Origin of the sequence: Hydrogenophaga sp. UC242_53 (assembly GCF_042696965.1) — a bacterium.
Lineage (GTDB): Bacteria > Pseudomonadota > Gammaproteobacteria > Burkholderiales > Burkholderiaceae_C > Hydrogenophaga.
The window spans coordinates 2510812-2524570 of record NZ_CP170552.1 but is presented as its reverse complement, the minus strand read 5'-3'; the positions used below and the strand labels follow the sequence as shown (position 1 = coordinate 2524570).

The 13759-nt window shown below is 68.4% G+C and carries 14 protein-coding genes and 1 pseudogene; 5 read left to right on the top strand and 10 right to left on the bottom strand.

What is annotated here, in order from left to right; genetic code table 11:
* Nucleotides 1-32: 32 nt before the first annotated feature.
* Complete coding sequence (locus ACFJI0_RS12645) at nt 33-632, bottom strand: YqhA family protein (protein ID WP_382157262.1); 600 nt, start codon at nt 630-632, stop codon at nt 33-35.
* Nucleotides 633-781: 149 nt separating this feature from the next.
* On the opposite strand from ACFJI0_RS12645, the gene acs reads away from it, so the two are divergent.
* Together acs and ACFJI0_RS12635 are read left to right on the top strand one after the other, a co-directional pair.
* On the top strand, nt 782-2776 hold the full coding sequence (acs, locus tag ACFJI0_RS12640; RefSeq protein ID WP_382325293.1) for an acetate--CoA ligase: 1995 nt from the start codon (nt 782-784) through the stop codon (nt 2774-2776).
* 869 nt (nt 2777-3645) lie between these two features.
* Nucleotides 3646-4302 (top strand): hypothetical protein, encoded by a 657-nt coding sequence (locus ACFJI0_RS12635; RefSeq protein WP_382325291.1) that lies wholly within the window; start codon nt 3646-3648, stop codon nt 4300-4302.
* Nucleotides 4303-4375: 73 nt separating this feature from the next.
* Here ACFJI0_RS12635 and ACFJI0_RS12630 read toward each other — a convergent pair whose 3' ends face one another.
* Nucleotides 4376-4690, bottom strand: a complete 315-nt coding sequence (locus ACFJI0_RS12630; protein ID WP_291118289.1) for a c-type cytochrome — start codon at nt 4688-4690, stop codon at nt 4376-4378.
* A gap of 123 nt (nt 4691-4813) precedes the next feature.
* Between ACFJI0_RS12630 and ACFJI0_RS12625 the strand changes: the two genes are divergently transcribed.
* Nucleotides 4814-5059 (top strand): TIGR04438 family Trp-rich protein, encoded by a 246-nt coding sequence (locus ACFJI0_RS12625; RefSeq protein WP_382325289.1) that lies wholly within the window; start codon nt 4814-4816, stop codon nt 5057-5059.
* Between the two features lie 18 nt (nt 5060-5077).
* Here ACFJI0_RS12625 and ilvD read toward each other — a convergent pair.
* Nucleotides 5078-6786 (bottom strand): annotated as a pseudogene (gene ilvD, locus ACFJI0_RS12620) (dihydroxy-acid dehydratase).
* Nucleotides 6787-6891: 105 nt separating this feature from the next.
* On the opposite strand from ilvD, the gene ACFJI0_RS12615 reads away from it, so the two are divergent.
* On the top strand, nt 6892-7812 hold the full coding sequence (locus ACFJI0_RS12615; protein ID WP_382325287.1) for a LysR family transcriptional regulator: 921 nt from the start codon (nt 6892-6894) through the stop codon (nt 7810-7812).
* A 4-nt stretch (nt 7813-7816) separates the two neighbouring features.
* A complete protein-coding gene (gene lgt, locus ACFJI0_RS12610; RefSeq protein WP_382325285.1) occupies nt 7817-8620 on the top strand; it encodes a prolipoprotein diacylglyceryl transferase in 804 nt (267 codons plus the stop codon).
* Nucleotides 8621-8628: 8 nt separating this feature from the next.
* On the opposite strand, the gene ACFJI0_RS12605 is transcribed toward lgt, so the two are convergent.
* The 7 genes from ACFJI0_RS12605 to ACFJI0_RS12575 are packed head-to-tail and all read right to left on the bottom strand — an operon-like array spanning nt 8629 to nt 13746.
* Nucleotides 8629-8811 carry a hypothetical protein gene (locus ACFJI0_RS12605; RefSeq protein WP_382325283.1) on the bottom strand — a complete coding sequence of 61 codons (183 nt, stop codon included), beginning with the start codon at nt 8809-8811 and terminating at the stop codon, nt 8629-8631.
* Nucleotide 8812: 1 nt separating this feature from the next.
* The gene (locus tag ACFJI0_RS12600) at nt 8813-9805 is read right to left on the bottom strand and encodes a hypothetical protein (protein WP_382325281.1); all 993 of its coding nucleotides are present in this window, start codon (nt 9803-9805) and stop codon (nt 8813-8815) included.
* Nucleotides 9787-10716: a TadG family pilus assembly protein gene (locus ACFJI0_RS12595; RefSeq protein WP_382325279.1), complete on the bottom strand. Its 930-nt coding sequence runs from the start codon at nt 10714-10716 to the stop codon at nt 9787-9789. The genes ACFJI0_RS12600 and ACFJI0_RS12595 overlap by 19 nt, the downstream gene beginning before the upstream one ends.
* A 2-nt stretch (nt 10717-10718) precedes the next feature.
* Nucleotides 10719-11183 carry a TadE/TadG family type IV pilus assembly protein gene (locus tag ACFJI0_RS12590; RefSeq protein ID WP_382325277.1) on the bottom strand — a complete coding sequence of 155 codons (465 nt, stop codon included), beginning with the start codon at nt 11181-11183 and terminating at the stop codon, nt 10719-10721.
* The gene (locus tag ACFJI0_RS12585; protein ID WP_382325275.1) at nt 11180-11674 is read right to left on the bottom strand and encodes a TadE/TadG family type IV pilus assembly protein; all 495 of its coding nucleotides are present in this window, start codon (nt 11672-11674) and stop codon (nt 11180-11182) included. Before ACFJI0_RS12585 ends, ACFJI0_RS12590 begins: the two co-directional genes overlap by 4 nt.
* An 18-nt stretch (nt 11675-11692) precedes the next feature.
* Nucleotides 11693-12820, bottom strand: a complete 1128-nt coding sequence (locus tag ACFJI0_RS12580; RefSeq protein WP_382325273.1) for a DUF3613 domain-containing protein — start codon at nt 12818-12820, stop codon at nt 11693-11695.
* Nucleotides 12817-13746 (bottom strand): type II secretion system F family protein, encoded by a 930-nt coding sequence (locus tag ACFJI0_RS12575; RefSeq protein WP_382325271.1) that lies wholly within the window; start codon nt 13744-13746, stop codon nt 12817-12819. The genes ACFJI0_RS12580 and ACFJI0_RS12575 overlap by 4 nt, the downstream gene beginning before the upstream one ends.
* Nucleotides 13747-13759: the final 13 nt, after the last annotated feature.

Here is a 13759-nt window from a genome sequence, read left to right as displayed (position 1 = left end):
GAAAACCCCACAAGGCGCCCGAAGGCGCGCGGTCAGTGGCCGTTGTCCGCCGGGTGGGCCATCAGCCGGTCGGTCATGGCGATGGCCATGGCGCTGAGCAGGAAGACCACATGGATGATGGTCTGCCACATCAGGACCTTCACGTCGTAGTTGGCGGCGTTGATGAAGGTCTTGAGCAGGTGGATCGAGCTGATGCCGATGATGGCCGTGGCCAGCTTCACCTTGAGCACCGAGGCGTTCACGTGGCTGAGCCACTCGGGCTGGTCGGGGTGGTTTTCCAGGTGCATGCGGCTCACGAAGGTCTCGTAGCCGCCCACGATCACCATGATCAGCAGGTTGGAGATCATCACCACGTCGATCAGCGCGAGCACCACCAGCATGATGATGGTCTCGTTCAGGCCGGTGAGCTGCACGTCGCTCTTGTAGCCGATGCTGGTGACCAGCTTGGCCAGCGCCACGTCGTTGCCGAACGCGGCCTCGATCAGGTGGACCAGTTCGACCCAGAAATGGAAGACATAGATGGCCTGTGCCGCGATCAGGCCGATGTAGAGCGGCAACTGCAGCCAGCGGCTGGCGAAGATCAGGTTGGGCAGCGCGCGGATCGGGGCTTGGACTTTGACGGGGTCGCTCATGGATGGTGACACAATGTACCGAGCCCCCGGGATGGGCGGCCAGACGGCAGGCGGTATTGTAGGTCTGCGCCCTTTTCTGTAAGAGACTCGTAAGAGCCCTTCAGCACAGTCCCGGCCTGTCATCTGCCCACAACATTTAGGAGACTTTCATGTCCGCGCCTTCGTCGACGATCGAATCCACCCTGGTCGAAAACCGCGTCTTTGAGCCCTCGGCCGCCACCGTGAAGGCCGCGCGGGTCTCGGGCATGGAGGCCTACCAGGCGCTGTGCGCCGAGGCCGACAAGGACTTCGAAGGCTTCTGGGCCCGGCTGGCGCGCGAAACCCTGAGCTGGCACAAGCCCTTCACCAAGACGCTCGACAGCAGCAAGGCGCCGTTCTACAAATGGTTCGAGGACGGCGAGCTCAACGCCTCGTACAACTGCCTGGACCGCCACATGGGCACGCCGGTGGAAAACAAGACCGCCATCATCTTCGAGGCCGACAACGGCGACGTGACCAAGGTCACTTACAAGGAACTGCTGGCCAAGGTCTCGCAGTTCGCCAACGCGCTCAAGGCGCGCGGTGTGAAGAAGGGTGACCGCGTCGTCATCTACATGCCCATGACGGTGGAGGGTGTGGTGGTCATGCAGGCCTGCGCGCGCATCGGCGCCACGCACAGCGTGGTGTTCGGCGGCTTCTCGGCCAAGGCCTTGCAGGAGCGCATCCAGGACGCGGGCGCCGTGGCCGTGATCACCGCCAACTACCAGCTGCGCGGCGGCAAGGAGCTGCCGCTCAAGGCCATCGTGGACGAAGGCATCGGCATGGGCGGCTGCGACTCGATCAAGAACGTGATCGTGTTCCAGCGCACCCCCACGGCCTGCAACATGGTCGCGGGCCGCGACACCTTCATGCACGACGCCATGGCCGAGCAGTCCACCAGCTGCCCGGCGGAAATGGTGAGCGCCGAGCACCCTCTGTTCGTGCTCTATACCTCGGGTTCCACCGGCAAGCCCAAGGGCGTGCAGCACAGCACCGGCGGCTACCTGCTGTGGGCGCAGCTCACCATGAACTGGACCTTCGACCTGCGGCCCGAAGACATCTTCTGGTGCACGGCCGACATCGGCTGGATCACCGGCCACACCTACGTCACCTACGGCCCGCTGGCCGCGGGCGCCACGCAGGTCGTGTTCGAGGGCGTGCCCACCTACCCGAACGCCGGGCGCTTCTGGCAGATGATCGAGAAGCACAAGGTCACGATCTTCTACACCGCGCCCACGGCCATCCGCTCGCTGATCAAGGCCGCCGAGGGCGACGAAAAGGTGCACCCCGCGCGCTCCGATCTGTCCAGCCTGCGCCTGCTCGGCTCGGTGGGCGAGCCCATCAACCCCGAGGCCTGGATGTGGTACTACAAGCACGTGGGCGGCGAGCGCTGCCCCATCGTGGACACCTTCTGGCAGACCGAGACCGGCGGCCACATGATTACCCCGCTGCCGGGCGCCACGCCGCTGGTGCCGGGCTCGTGCACGCTGCCCCTGCCGGGCATTGCCGCGGCCATCGTCGATGAGGCCGGCAACGACGTGCCCAACGGCGCCGGCGGCATCCTGGTGGTAAAGAAGCCCTGGCCGTCCATGATTCGCACCATCTGGGGCGACCCGGAGCGTTTCAAGAAGAGCTACTTCCCCGAAGAGCTCAAGGGCTACTACCTGGCGGGCGACGGCGCGGTGCGCAGCGCCGACCGGGGCTACTTCCGCATCACCGGCCGCATCGACGACGTGCTCAACGTCTCGGGCCACCGCATGGGCACGATGGAGATCGAGTCCGCGCTGGTGGGCAAGACGGACCTGGTGGCCGAAGCCGCCGTGGTGGGCCGCCCGGACGACCTCACGGGCGAGGCCATCGTGGCCTTCGTGGTGCTCAAGCGCAGCCGCCCCACGGGCGAGGAGGCCAAGGCCATCGCCAAGCAGTTGCGCGACTGGGTGGGCAAGGAAATCGGCCCGATCGCCAAGCCCAAGGACATCCGCTTCGGCGACAACCTGCCCAAGACCCGCAGCGGCAAGATCATGCGCCGCCTGCTGCGCTCCATCGCCAAGGGCGAGGCCATCACGCAGGACACCTCGACGCTGGAGAACCCGGCCATTCTCGAGCAGCTGGCCGAGACCAACTGACCCGGCCAGGGTGTTTTCAGGCCGCTCGCCGCGGCCTTCAGAGCGGCCCTTGAAGGGCCGCTCCGCTTTTTGTGAGCACCCATGAGGGTTTCTCCTCATGTTACAAATACACGGCATTTAGTTACATTTTGATTCACTCTCTGGCGCCGTCGGAGGGATCAACGAATCAATTTGCATCAAGGGATGGACATGCTCAGAAGCGTGAAGTCCGCGTTTGCCGCGGCATTGGTCATGGGGTTGCTGGGTTGCGGAAGGGGGAGGGGGCGACAGTCCCGCACCGACAGCACCGCCCCCCGAGTTCGCGCTCACCGTCGAAGTTGCGGGCACTGCAGCAACCCCCGATCTCGCCGGCAAGTACACCGTGCGGCCGGGACAATCGGTGGTGGTCAAGTCCAATGACGCCGCCTCCTGGGCCGGCAGCGACAGCGGGAGCGGCGTGACCCGCACCGACGTGGAGACGGGCACCTCGCGGTGGGTTTCGCGGTTCAAGAACCCCAGCGCGGTGCTGTCCGGCGCCTACAAGCTCACGGCCAGCGCCTCGGGTGGCCGCACGAAAACGGTGGATTTCCTGGTGCAGCCCCGTGACTCCCGCAGCGGCGACTACACCGTGTTCGCCGCCAACGGCTCGCGCCAGAAGCTCAGCATCGACTACGACGAGGCCGCCTACACGATGACAGATGCGGTCGGCACCACAACCTCGGGCACGCTGACCGCGCCCGTGGCGCCCGCCAAGAACTGGACGGTGCAGAGCAGCCGCATCGTCGGCACCAACACGTCCTCCCTGCGCAGCGTCGGGGACAGCATTGTGGGCGGCTTCCCATTCGCGGTGCCGTTCGCCGCACCTGCGACGTATGCGGTCTACCCCTTCGTTGCGCACCCGCGCCTTCGTGCTCACGCAAGGCAGCCTGGATGGCGTCTACGACCGCGCCTACATTCAACACTTGGTGGGCGGCGGTCGCCAATCGGCCATTTCGCAGTTCGCGATATCGGGCAGCGGCACCGTGATCAGTTTTTGCACCGATGCCACGATCTACCAGGTCGCCCACTGTCCTCCGGCCAGTCTGCTCACCTTCGACGTCGAGGCCGACGCCCAGGCTGGGATGTGGCAGATGAAGGATCCCGTCACGGGCACGTCTCAGGGCCGCTTCAGCGTGGCCGAAGTGGATGGCGAGAAGATTTATCTGAGCGCCGGCACCTCGCCGGGGGATGGATCCCAGGTGCTCACCATCGGTGTTCCCACGGTCGCTGGCGCCACGACGTTCACCAGCACCGGGTGGTCCACCAACGGCACGCTCGATGTGACCAACGCGACCTCGACCGAGTACAAAATGTCCATGACCGATGCGGGGCTCCAACTGCTGGACTTGACCCTGGGTGGCTGGGTTCCCCAGAGATCGATCGGCATCTACTCGGCCACCCAAGCGCCCAACACTTTCTTCACGATGCGTTCGACGCGCATCGAACTGCTGATTGGCGCGCGCAGCTCGGCGCAGGCCGGCTTCCTGCACGTGGGCATCGTGGACTGAGTCCACCGCTACCGGCAACAAAAAACCCGCTGGACTCCAGCGGGGTTTTTTTGTGGGCGAGCAGGCAGGTGGCTTACTTGATGCTCAGCACCCAGGCCGCCAGCTTCTTGGCCTCGGCTTCGCTGACCTGCGGGTTGGGCGGCATGGGCACAGCGCCCCAGTTGCCCTTGCCCACTTCGGAGCCCTTGACGATCTTGGCGGCCAGCGCGTCCACGGCCTTGGCGTCGCCCGCATACTTCTTGGCCACGTCCTTGTAGGAGGGGCCCACCAGCTTCTTGTCCACGGCATGGCAGGCCATGCAGTTCTTGCTCTTGGCGAGGGCTTCGTCGGCGATGGCCGGAGCGGCCAGCGTCGTCATGGCGGCCATAATCAGGAGAGCGCGTTTCATGGGGTGTCCTTGTCGATGAATGCGGGAGAGTGTCACGCGATCGATTCTACCGAGCCGCACCCGCCCAGAAACGAACGCTTACAGTTTCTTGCCCGCTTCACGGGGCCTTTACCGGAGTTTGTGATGTATTTGCTGATCGCAGGCGTCGTGCTGTCGTTGTTGAAGTACCTGGAGTTCGGCGTGGTGGCCGAATGGTCCTGGTGGTGGGTGCTGTCGCCGTTCGCCCTGGCCGTGGCCTGGTGGGCCTGGGCCGACGCCACCGGCTACACCAAGCGCAAGGCGATGGAGAAGATGGATCAGAAGAAGAAGGACCGCATCGACAAGCAGCGCGAGGCGCTGGGCATCAAGCCCAAGCGCCGCTCGCGCTGACCGATCCGCGCGGGCGGATCAGTAGTTGTCGAGCACGGCGCCCTTGCTGGCGCTGGCCGCGTTGAACGCGAACTTGGCCTGCACGCCGCGCGTGTAGCGCGGTGCCGGGGGCGTCCAGCCTTCACGGCGCTTGGCGATCTCCGCTTCGGGCACGTTGAGTTCCAGCACCAGTTGGTGGGCATCGATGGTGATGGAGTCGCCTTCCTTCACGAAGGCGATCGTGCCACCTGCGGCGGCTTCGGGCGCCACGTGGCCCACCACCATGCCCCAGGTGCCGCCGGAGAAGCGGCCGTCGGTGATCAGGCCCACGCTCTCGCCCAGGCCCGCGCCGATCAGCGCACCGGTGGGGGCGAGCATCTCGGGCATGCCGGGGCCGCCCTTGGGGCCCAGGTAGCGCAGCACCATCACGTCGCCCGCGACGATCTTGCCGTCCAGGATCGCCTGGAGCGCGGACTGTTCGTCGTCGAACACGCGCGCCGGGCCGGTGATGACGGGGTTCTTCAGACCGGTGATCTTGGCCACCGCGCCTTCGGGCGACAGGTTGCCCTTGAGGATGGCCAGGTGGCCTTCCGCGTACATGGGGTTGTCGATGGGGCGGATCACGTCCTGGTCGGCGCGCGGCGCATCGGGCACGTCCTTGAGCACCTCGGCCACGGTCTGGCCGGTGATGGTGAGGCAGTCGCCGTGCAGCAGGCCGGCCTTGAGCAGCACCTTCATGACCTGCGGGATGCCGCCGGCCTGGTGCAGGTCGACCGCGAGGTACTTGCCCGAGGGCTTGAGGTCGCACAGCACGGGGGTCTTCTTGCGGATGCGCTCGAAATCGTCGATGGACCATTCCACGCCGGCCGCGTGCGCGATGGCCAGGAAGTGCAGCACCGCGTTGGTGGAGCCGCCGGTCGGCGATGATCACGGCCACGGCGTTTTCCAGCGACTTCTTGGTCACGATGTCGCGCGGCTTGATGTCCTTCTTGATCGCCTCGATCAGCACCTTGGCCGATTCCTTGGCCGAGTTCTGCTTCTCGTCGTGCGGGTTGGCCATGGTGCTGGAGTACGCCAGCGACAGGCCCAGGGCCTCGAAGGACGAGGACATGGTGTTGGCGGTGTACATGCCGCCGCACGAGCCGGAGCCGGGGATGGCGCGCATCTCGATCTCGCGCAGGTCTTCGTCGCTCAGGTTGCCGGCGGCGTTCTGGCCCACGGCCTCGAACACGCTGACGATGTTGAGGTCCTGGCCCTTGTAGCGGCCGGGCAGGATGGTGCCGCCGTACACGTAGATGGCCGGCACGTTGGCGCGCAGCATGCCCATCATGCCGCCGGGCATGTTCTTGTCGCAGCCGCCGACCACGACCACGCCGTCCATCCACTGGCCCTGCACGCAGGTCTCGATGCAGTCGGAGATCACCTCGCGGCTGACCAGCGAGTACTTCATGCCTTCGGTGCCCATGGCCATGCCGTCGGAGATGGTGGGCGTGCCGAAGATCTGGGCGTTGCCGCCGGCTTCCTCGATGCCGGCCACCGCCGCGTCGGCCAGCTTCTGCAGGCCGCTGTTGCAGGGGGTGATGGTGCTGTGGCCGTTTGCGCACGCCCACCATGGGCTTCTTGAAGTCGCTTTCCTCGTAGCCCATGGCGTAGTACATGGAGCGGTTGGGCGCGCGCGACTTGCCTTGCGTGATGTTGGCGCTGCGGCTGTTGATGGGCTTGATGGAGATGGTTTTGTTGTCGGCCATGGAGGTCTCTTCGTGGGGAGGGTGCGGGAAGTATGCGTCAGGCCGGCGGCCGTTTCCAATTGCTTTGGCGGCTTCCATTAATATGCTGGACATATGAGTGATGCCATGAAAACGCTGCGCATTGAATTGCGCCAGTGGCGCCAATTCGCGGCGCTGGCCGAAGAGCTGCACTTCGGCCGGGCCGCCGCGCGCCTGCACATGACGCAGCCGCCGCTCACCCAGGCCATTGCGGGGCTGGAGCAGGCGCTGGGCGTGCGCCTGTTCGACCGCACCAAGCGCAGCGTGGCGCTCACGCCCGCGGGCCGGGCCTTGCTGCCCGAGGTGCGCGACCTGCTGGGCCGGGCGCAGGCGCTGCCCGAGCTGGCGCGCGCGGCCGCCGCGGGTGAACTGGGCCGGTTGCGGCTGGCCTTCGTATCCACCGTGGGATTCGAATTGCTGCCGCGCTGGGTGCGCGCCTTTCGCCAGCGCTGGCCGCAGGTGGCGCTGGAGCTGATCGAGGCCACGGGCGACGTGCAGCTGGAGCTGCTCGCGCGGGGCGAGGTGGACGCGGGCATGGTGCTGCATTCCCCGGGGTTCCAGGCGCCGGGCCTGGCGCACGCGCGCATCGCCAGCGAGCCCTTCGTGGTCGCGCTGCCCGAGTCGCACCCGCTGGCCGCGCGGGACCACCCGGGGTTGGCGGCGCTGCTGGCCGAGCCGCTGGTGATCTTTCCGCGGCGCATCCTGCCGACCTTGCACGACGCCATCTTCGCGCTGTACCACGCGGCGGGGCGCGCGCCGCAGGTGGCGCAGGAGGCGATCCAGATGCAGACCATCGTCAACCTGGTGTCGGCCGGGCTGGGGCTGGCCTGGGTGCCGCAGAGCGTGCGGCAGTTCCAGCGCCCTGGCGTGGTCTACCGCAGCCCCAGGCCCTCGCGGGGGCGGGCCGCGCCGGCGTGCGAGACCAGCCTGGTCTGGCGCGCCGACGCGGTCACGCCGGCGCTGGCCCACTTCATCGAATTCGCCCGCACACAAGCTGGACCACAATAGAACCATGCTTCAACATCCCCAGATCGACCCCGTCGCCCTCCAGATCGGCCCGCTGGCCATCCACTGGTATGGCCTGACCTACCTGCTGGCCTTCGGCCTGTTCCTGCTGCTGGCCAACGCGCGCCTGCGCCATCCCCCGTTCGCCAGCGTGACCCAGCCGCCCTGGACGCGCCGCGACGTGGAGGACATCCTGTTCCTCGGCGTGCTGGGCGTGGTGGCCGGCGGGCGCATCGGCTACTGCCTGTTCTACAAACCCGCGTACTACCTCGCCAACCCATTGGAGATCTTCGCGGTGTGGCAGGGCGGCATGAGCTTCCACGGCGGCCTGCTGGGCGTGATGCTGGCCATGGTCTGGTACGCGCGCAGCCGCCGGCGGCCCTTCATGCAGGTGATGGACTTCGTGGCGCCCTGCGTGCCCACGGGCCTGGCCGCGGGGCGCCTGGGCAACTTCATCAATGGCGAGCTCTGGGGCCGCGTGGCCGACCCCTCGCTGCCCTGGGGCATGGTGTTCCGCGGCGCGGGCGATCTGCCGCGCCACCCCTCGCAGGTGTACCAGTTCCTGCTCGAAGGCCTGCTGCTGTTCGTGCTGCTGTGGTTCTACGCGCGCAAGGAGCATGCGCGTGGCCAGGTGTCGGCCGTGTTCCTGTTCGGCTACGGCGTGTTCCGTTTCATCGCCGAGTTCTTCCGTGAGCCCGACGCCCACCTGGGCCTGCTCTCGCTGGGCATGAGCATGGGCCAGTGGCTGTGCGTGCCCATGATTCTGGCCGGCGCGTTCATGTGGTGGTGGTTCGGTCAGCGCAAGACCTGAACGGTCGGTCAATACACGAGGTGCGCGCGCGCCTGGCAGTTGAGGGTCCGCAGGTGCACGTCGATCTGGCCCAGGTGCAGGCCCAGCACGTCGTGCAGGATGGGGGTGAGCACGCTGCTCCCGATGCCGTCGAGCAAGGGCCGCAGCACCTGCAGCAGGTAGCCCGTGAGCGCGGTGATGGCGTTGGGCACGCTATCGCCGCCGCCGGACGAGTTGCCGTTCAGGCTGTTGGCGATCTCGTTGACGCAGGCCGCGTCGTTGGAGCCGATGAGCGCGCTGCAACCTCCGATCACGCCGCCGAGCACGGCCCCCAGGATGTCGCCCACGCTGGTCAGCAGCCCGCCGACCAGGTTGCCCACCCCGGTCAGCAGGCCTTGCAGGTTGAGTGTCAGGGTGTGGCTCAGCAGGGCCAGCACGTCGCTGCTCAGTCCGCCCAGGAATCCACCGAGGCCGTTGGTGGTGTTCTCGATGCCGGCCTTGACGTTGGTCAGGCGGGTCACGCGGCAGGCCCGGCTGCCCGCAGGCCGCGCCTTGCGCGTTCCACAGGTTCTGCGCTGAGGCCTGGCGCTGCGCCAGGGTCAGGGCCGGCCCCCGATCGAGCGTTTCCACCAGCAGGGTGCGCAGCAGCGCGTCGGTGATGTTCTTGACGGTGCTGCCCAGCAGCAGGTCGTTGCCCACCGTGCCGGTTTCGCCAGCCGCCAGGGTCACGCTCGCCTGCAGCGGCAGCGCGTCCATCTTGAGGTGCGTGCGCAGGCTCACCAGGTTCACGGGCCCCAGGCCCAGGCGCAGCAGGTCTTCGTCGGCCAGGTTCTGGTCGCAGCTCGCGCTGGTGGAGAAGATTTCATTTTCATTGGCCGGGTTGGCGCCCGGCCGGCCCACGCAGACCTTGACGATGGAGGCGTTCACCGCGATGGATGCGCGCTCCGTGCCGTCGGGTTTGCGCAGCGCGGGTGTGCACATCTCGGTGAGCGTGCCCCGGCCGTTGACCAGGTCGACCATGATGGGCAGCTTGATCTGCGCGAACTGGTTGATCACCGGCAGGTTGCTGGTGCTGATCTCGATCCAGGTGCGCAACTGGGCGGTGTAGGCCGTGGCGCCCACGCCGCCGATGGCCACGGAGGGCGGCTCGATCAGCACGGTCTTCGCGCTCACCAGGCCGGCCAGGCTCAGGCCGTTGACGGCCACCGCGTGCTTCTGCGTTGCGCACACCGATGGCCGAGTACAGCAGGTCCAGCGCGTTCACGCCCACGTTGAGCGCCGAGGCGGCGTTGGCGCCGGGGGCGATGATCTCGGCGAACAGGCCCGAGGGCCCGCTGGCCAGGCTGCCGAGCTGCACTTCCAGGTTGGGCACGCCCAGGCGGGTTGCGCACGGCGTTGAGCAGCGCGGCGTTGCTCGCCAGCAGCGTGTCCTGCCCACCGGCCGTGACGATGGCGTTGAGCAACGGCCCCAGCTGCACGGTCTCGGCCGCGAGCAGGGTGTTGAGTTCGCCCACGCCGATGTCGGTGGCGACCGGGATGCCCAGGGCTTGCAGCAGCCCGGCGGGGGTGATCTGCACCTGCGCCAGGCCGTCGTAACCCACCAGCGAGGTGCCGGTGAGGTCGAGCCCGATGCCCTTGAGCAGGTCGCCCAGCACCGAGTCTCCGGTGCGCAGCAGGGTGCTGCCCACCGAGAACGAAGCCAGCGGGTCGGTGGCGGCGGCGATCGCTTCGGCCCGCAGGCTGCGCTCGCCCGGAAAGAAGGCGAGCAGGGGCGGTGGCGTGCCTTCGATCACCACGTGCATGGCGTTGAAGGCGGTCTGACCAGCGGTGAAGTGGCGTTCCGTGCCCTGCGCCGGGTCCCAGCGGCCGCAGGCCACCACGGGCGTGAAGCCGGCGAGGTTCTGGCCGGCGTTGGTGAGAGCCGCCGCGCGGGCCGCGGTGCAATCGGCCGGCAGCACGGCCGAGGCGCCGGCGATGGCCGCCAGGTCGGCCGTCTTCTGCAGCTCGCGCTTCATGAAAAACAGGTAGCCCAGTTCGGTGCCCACGAGCGCGATCACGATCAGGCTGAGCGCGATGGCCGTGTTGATGACGATCGAACCGGACTGGCGGCGTGACATGGTCAGAGCGCGGCGATGGCGCGGCTGGTGAGCGTGCCGGGCAGCCACTGGCTGGTGTCGAGCAGCGGCACCCAGGGCAGCAGGCGGCCGGCGGTGTAGGGGAAGGACACCGTCACGGTGAGCGTGGTGTTGGGGGTGGCGACGTTCACGCTCGCGGTCTGCGTGAGCCAGGCGCGGCGCGTGGCCGGCGTGTTGCTGTGCGCCAGCGGCACGATCACCGAGCCGCTCAGCGAGTCCCAGACCACGCTCTCGATGTGCGACTTGGCCGTGGCGAGCTCGGGGCCGGTGGCGGTGCGCAACTGGGGAAACATCTGCGCCGCGCGCGCACCGTCCGCCGCCGCGCGCGACAAGGCCTGCTGTGTGTAGAGCACGACGCCGAAGGTGGCGATGCCGTAGAACGCCAGCAGCAGGCCCAGCAGCACGAAGGCGAATTCGATCGCCGCCACGCCGCGCTGCCGGCGGTTCACAGCGCGCTCCCGTCGAGCAGCACGCTGGCCCGGCCCACCAGTTCGTTGGGCAGGGCAAAGGACGGGAAGGGTGGCAGCACCTGGTGCAGGTCGCCCAGCCGCACGGTGACGCTCACCTGGCAGCGCAGCGCCCACGAGGTGCCGCAGGGCAGTGTGCCGGCGGGCTGCAGGCAGGTGCCGGTGGCGGTCTGGCAGACCTCGGGCAGCGGGATGGTGAGCACCGCGGCCGTGGGCTTCCAGCCCAGGGAGCGGTCTTCGGCCACCTGCTGTGCCTTGAGCTGCCGCGCGGCCAGGCTGTTCTGGTGCCGCAGGGCCGCGCGCGCGCCGTCTTCGGCCGCGTTCTGCAGCCCGAAGCGGAAGGTGAACAGGATGCTGTAGCAGACGATCGAATAGACCACGCCGAAGAAGAGCAGGAAGGCCATGGCGTACTCGATGGCGTACACACCGCGCTGGCGCCGGTGTCGGCGAAGGAGGGCCTGGGCCGGGCGCATGGCCGTGAACCGCTGGCCTTACTTGGTCTGCAGCCGCGAACCGAACCAGACCGGCAGTGGCTGCTCGAAGCTCTTCATGTAGCGCTGGTGGCTGGCCTCGGCCACCGCACCGTCGATGGGCCGTGGCGTGGCCGAGGTCTCGCGCCCCTCGCGCTGGCGCTGCAGCAGCTCGTGGGTGGCGTCCCCCACGCGCGCGGAAGGCGCGGCCGGGGTGGCTGGCGCCGGGGCCGATTGCGCCCACAGCGGCGGCGCCACCGCGAGCGCGGCCCACAGGGCCAGGCATCGCAGCGGGTGTGGGTGGTGCGTTCTTGTTTTCATGGAACCTCCTGAGGGTGTGACAGCGTGAGAGATCAGGGCGTCGCGCAGGGCCGGGGGCGTGGCGAGCATCGGGCTCAACCGCAGGCCGGTCTGCACCGCCAGGGTGCCCGCCTGCGGGCGTTGCGGCGCGAGTTCCTGGGCCAGTTGTTCGATCGCCTGGCGCGTGGCGCCGCTGAAGCGGGCTTCGTCCATCACCTGGCGGGCCTGCTCGGTCTGGCCCTGCGTGAGCAGGTACAGCGCGAGGTTGCTGCGCACCCTGGGGTGGGTGGGCAGCAGCTGCGCGGCCTGTTGCACCGGCAGGCGCGCGGCGTCGAAGCGCTGCGCGCGCAGCAGGGCGTAACCCAGGTCGCTGAGCAGCAGGCCGTCGGCCGGCAGCACCTGGCGCGCGCGCTCGAACATCTCGGCCGCGCGCGTGTAGTCGTCGCTGGCGCCGGCGAGCAGGCCCAGGCCCCGGTAGGCGGCGGCGCGCTCGGGGGTGTCGAGCAGCTTGTCGTACAGCGCCGCGCTGGGCGCGGGCTGGCCGGTCTGGCGCAGGGCGTCGGCGCGCAGCAGGCGGGTTTCGGAACTGACCCCCCAGCGCTGCTCCAGCGCGTCGATGTGGGCGAGCGAGGCGAACCACATGCCGTTGCCCTGCATCTGGCGCACCAGCGACAGGTAGGTGGGCCGGTTGTCCAGCGTGGGTTCGCGGGCGGCGGCCTGCGCGGCTTCGAGCTGCGCCGCGTCGGGCAGCGAGGCGCAGGCGCCCAGCGCCAGGGCGCCGGCACCGAGCAGCAGGCTGCCGCAGGCGCGGCCGAGCGAAGAGAGGCGGGTGGAGGCGGTGGTGTTCATGATCCGGTCATGCTCCCGACGGAGCGGATGATGGCGAGGAAACCGGGACCCGCGGTGATGATCACCAGCGCGGGCAGGAGGGTGGTGACCATCACGACGGTCATCTTCACGGTGATCTTTCCGATAAGCGCCTTCATGCCGGCCTTGCGGTGCACGCGCAGGCGCTCGCTGAACTGGCGGATCGGTTCCTGGATGGCACCGCCGTGTTTGTCGACCTGGTTGATCAGGGCGACGAAGTCCATCAGGTGCTGGTTGTCGTGCAGTCCGGCCATGCGCTGGTAGGCCTGCTCGCGCGTGCGGCCCTGGCTGTACTGGCGGTTGGCCTGCGCCACTTCCGCGCCGAGCACCGGCAGCACGTGCTGGAAGTCGCTGGCGATCACCTGCAGGCTCTGGTCCAGGCTCAGGCCCACGCTCTGCAGCAGGCCCAGCATGTCCACGAACAGGGGCAGTTCGTGCGCCACGCGCTCGCGGCGCTGGCCGGCGCGGTGCTTGAGCAGCCACTTGGGGCCCATGAAGCCGACGGCGAAGGCCGCCGCGGACCACAACAAGGCGTTGCCCGAATGGCCCCAGGCCAGGTGGACCAGCACGGGCAGGCCCAGCGCCAGCACGGCGCGCGAGATCAGCAGGGTGAGCTGGGCGCGCACCGGCGGCAGGCCGCATTGCTGGATGAGGCGGCGGTCTTCATCGGCCACGAGCAGCCGGCCCAGGCGGCTTTCCAGCCAGCGCGCGGGCCAGTGGCTGCCTTGCAGGAAGGCCAGTTCGTCGGGCAGGGCATGGGCCGGTGTGGCGTTCTCGCCCAGGGCCCGCTGGATGACCTGCGCCGTGGTCTGGCGCTGCGCGTGCTGGTGCAGCAGCAGGCCGGCGGCCATCGCCAGGGCCAGGGCCAGCAGCAGCACGGCCAGGATGGACAGGGGCAGGGCGCTCATGGTGGGTTGCCTC